Source organism: Bradyrhizobium sp. P5_C11_2 (assembly GCF_054049755.1).
Genome location: NZ_JBFULT010000701.1, coordinates 1 through 3326, shown reverse-complemented (window position 1 = coordinate 3326; position 3326 = coordinate 1). Strand labels below are relative to the sequence as shown.

Genomic DNA, 3326 nt, shown 5'->3' with positions numbered 1-3326 from the left:
ACCATGAGCTTGACTGGCGCGATCGACCCCGTCGCCGCACCTCTGCTGGGCGAGCATACGGAGGACGTCTTGCGTGATATGCTTGGCTACGACGAGGGTCGGATCACGGAGTTCGCTCAAAAGGGTGTCTTTGGATCAGGCAAGCCATCGACGTCGGTTTGAGCCCGAGCGGGCGGCGGCACTGGCTTGCGAACCAGCCCGGCTGAGCTGGGCGGTTCATCCTTAAGTGGAGGGATTGACGATGAACATCCGGCTCTACGGTTTCTGGCGATCGATCGCATCGTTCCGCGTGCGCGTTGCGCTGAAGCTCAAGGGGCTGCCGTTCGAGGAAATTCCGGTCGACATCCTGTCCGGGGAGCAGTTCCATCCGGACTATGACGCAGTCAACACTGAACGCGTCGTTCCCACCCTGGTGCATGGCGACCACCGCGTATTTCAATCGCTGGCGATCATCGAGTATCTCAATGACCTCATGCCGCAGCCGAGGTTGCTGCCGGCGGATCCCGCCGACCGTGCCTATGCGCGATCCCTGGCCTTGATCACGATCGCGGATGCGCATCCGTTGGTGACTCCGCGTGTGCGCAACCACCTTGTCAAGGTGCTCGGCGCGGACGCCAATGCCGTCGAGAATTGGGCGAAGCATTGGACCATTGAGGGATTGGCGACTTATGAGAGGCTGTTGGAGCGGCGGCCGCCGGCGCCGTTCGCGCTTGGTCAAGAGGCGAGCGTCGCGGACATCTGCATCGCCGGCCAGATCGTCGGAGCCCACTTTCTGAAGCTCGACTTGGCGTCGTTTCCCAGGGTAGCGCGGCTCGCCGATCACTGTTTTGCGATCCCCGCCTTTGCGACCTCGCATCCTTTCGAGCAGCCCGGATACAGGGCGACCGCATCGCGCTAGCCATGCGTCGGCTTGATTTGGCGACGTTCCCGCCGCATAACTGTCGGAAAGCGAGGGACACGAATGTCGCTTGGTCAAGAGCCGAGCACGGGCCAGCCCGCCGGACTGGAAGCTGGCGAACGCGTCTATGCGACGATGATCGCACGGGCTCGGGCGCTCCAGCCGCAACTGCGTGAGCGGGCGCCGCGGACCGAAGTGCTGCGGCACCTGCCGCCGGAGACCGAGCGCGATCTGCACGACGCAGGTCTTTTCCGAATGCTCCAGCCGAAGCGCGTTGGCGGGGCCGAGCTCGACTATATCGCCTTGATCGATTGCGCCGACCTGCTCGGGCAGGCCGACGCGTCGGTTGGCTGGAATCTCGCCAATCTGGCCAGCCACCACTGGATGCTCGGGATGTTCGAGCAGAAGGCGCAGGACTTGATCTGGGGCAGGGATCCAGACGCGCTGATTGCATCGTCGTTCATCTTTCCCGCCGGGCGTGCCACGAGGGTCGAGGGTGGATACCGGCTGCACGGAAGCTGGCCGTTCTCCTCGGGGGTCGCCTCCTGCGAGTGGAACATGCTTGCAAGCGTCGTCTCTTCTGACGATGAGGCGGACGGCATCGAGTACCGGATTTTTCTTCTCCCCAGGAGCGATTACAAGATACTCGACACCTGGAATGTCACCGGTTTGCGAGGCACCGGCTCGTCTGATGTGGAAGTCAGGGACGCCTTCGTTCCCGACCATATGACGATGGCAGTGGGTGATCTTGCCGGCGGCTCGACGCCAGGCAGCAAGATCAATCCCAATCCACTGTACGCGCTGCCGGTGTTCTCCTTGTTTCCCTACGTCTTGTCCGGCGTCGCCCTCGGGAATGCGCAGGCATGCCTCGACGACTATGTTGAGGTCGCGCGTCATCGCATATCGACTTACAATCGTGCCAAGCTCAGCGACTTTCAAAGCACGCAGATCAAGATCGCGGAGGCCTCGGCCAAGATCGACGCTGCCCGTCTTATCATGCGTTCGGCCTGTATTGATGCCATGGAGGCCGCGCGGCGTGGTCGTGTTCCGGATATGGCGACCAAGACCAGGTATCGGCGCGATGGAGCTTTCTCGGTCAATCTATGCACCGATGCAGTGTCGATGCTGTTCGCGGCGAGCGGAGCACGCGGCCTGTTCACGACGGGGGTGTTGCAGCGGCAATTCCGAGATGCGCATGCGATCAACTCGCACCTCGCATTCAATTTCGACGCGGCCGGGACCAATTATGGACGTGTGGCGCTCGGCCTGCCGTCCGAGAATCTCACGCTGTGAGGCCGGCCGATGAATGATCTGCCGAAGCAGCCGGCCATCCCCGACCCCGCCAACGAACTCGCGAGCGACAGTTCGTCGATCGATCCCCGCGATTTTCGCAGCGCGCTCGGTTCCTACGCCACCGGCGTTACAATCATCACGGCCGCGGCGCCTGATGGGAAGCCCTATGGTCTGACGTGCAATTCGTTCGCCTCGGTCTCCCTGAATCCCCCTTTGGTCCTGTGGAGCCTCGTTGTCTATTCTTCGAGCCTGACCGTGTTCCAGAACGCCAGCCATTTCACGGTGAACGTGCTCGGCGCCTCGCAACAGGCCCTCGCGAATAAGTTCGCCAAATCGTCCGATGACAAGTTTACCGGTGTCGATTGGACACCAGGGCTTGGGAACGCTCCGGTACTCGCCGGAGGCGTCGCCAATTTTCAATGCCGCTCCGTCAACCGCTACTATGGCGGCGACCACGTGATCTTCCTCGGCGCGGTCGAGGCCTACGCCTACAATGCCAAGGAGCCGCTGCTGTTTGCGCAGGGGGCATATGGCCGGTTCTTGGTAGATGACGACCGCAAGAAGTCGCCGTGAACGGCCCGGTTCGCGCTCAGCGCTCCGCCGCTGAAAGCTTGTAAATCTCCAGTGCGTCTGCATCGGCCCCGCGCGCGGCCTTTGCCAGCCTGAAGATTTGACCCGCAAGTGAGGCCATCGGTATGGGCGTTGACGTCGCCTGGGCAACATCGGCGACCGTGTCGAGGTCCTTGAGCATCGTTGCGATGTGGCCGAGCGGAGGCGAGTGAATGCCTTGAACCATCCGTGGCACGAAGAGCTGAAGTGGAATCGAATCCGCAAAGCCGCCAGCAAGCGCTTCCGGCAATCGATTGGCGTCAATGCCGGCATTGGTCGCAAGACGCGTTGCCTCGGCAAGGACGGCCATCGCGCATCCGACGATCACCTGGTTGCAGAGCTTTGTGGTCTGGCCGGCGCCGGTCGGACCCATGTGGGTGAGCCTGCGTGCCATCGCAAGGACATAGGGCCGCACTCTCTCGATGTCACCGGCTTCTCCTCCGGCCATGATGGCGAGCGTCCCTTCCTCGGCGCCCTTGGTGCCGCCGGACACGGGTGCATCGATCCAGCCTGCGCCGTTGGCGTC

General features: G+C 62.4%; 4 protein-coding genes and 1 pseudogene. 4 read left to right on the top strand and 1 reads right to left on the bottom strand.

The window, feature by feature from the left end:
- The 4 genes and pseudogenes from ACXJL8_RS37185 to ACXJL8_RS37170 all read left to right on the top strand — a co-directional run.
- Positions 1 to 162: pseudogene (locus tag ACXJL8_RS37185) on the top strand (CoA transferase); the annotation flags it as partial.
- A 79-nt stretch (positions 163 to 241) separates the two neighbouring features.
- Positions 242 to 898: a maleylacetoacetate isomerase gene (gene maiA, locus ACXJL8_RS37180; RefSeq protein ID WP_456624308.1), complete on the top strand. Its 657-nt coding sequence runs from the start codon at positions 242 to 244 to the stop codon at positions 896 to 898.
- A gap of 63 nt (positions 899 to 961) precedes the next feature.
- On the top strand, positions 962 to 2191 hold the full coding sequence (locus tag ACXJL8_RS37175; RefSeq protein ID WP_456624309.1) for an acyl-CoA dehydrogenase family protein: 1230 nt from the start codon (positions 962 to 964) through the stop codon (positions 2189 to 2191).
- A gap of 9 nt (positions 2192 to 2200) precedes the next feature.
- Positions 2201 to 2764 (top strand): flavin reductase family protein, encoded by a 564-nt coding sequence (locus ACXJL8_RS37170; protein ID WP_456624310.1) that lies wholly within the window; start codon positions 2201 to 2203, stop codon positions 2762 to 2764.
- A 16-nt stretch (positions 2765 to 2780) separates the two neighbouring features.
- Here ACXJL8_RS37170 and ACXJL8_RS37165 read toward each other — a convergent pair.
- Positions 2781 to 3326 (bottom strand): NAD(P)-dependent oxidoreductase (locus ACXJL8_RS37165; protein ID WP_456686631.1); only part of this gene is annotated, 546 nt, incomplete at its 5' end.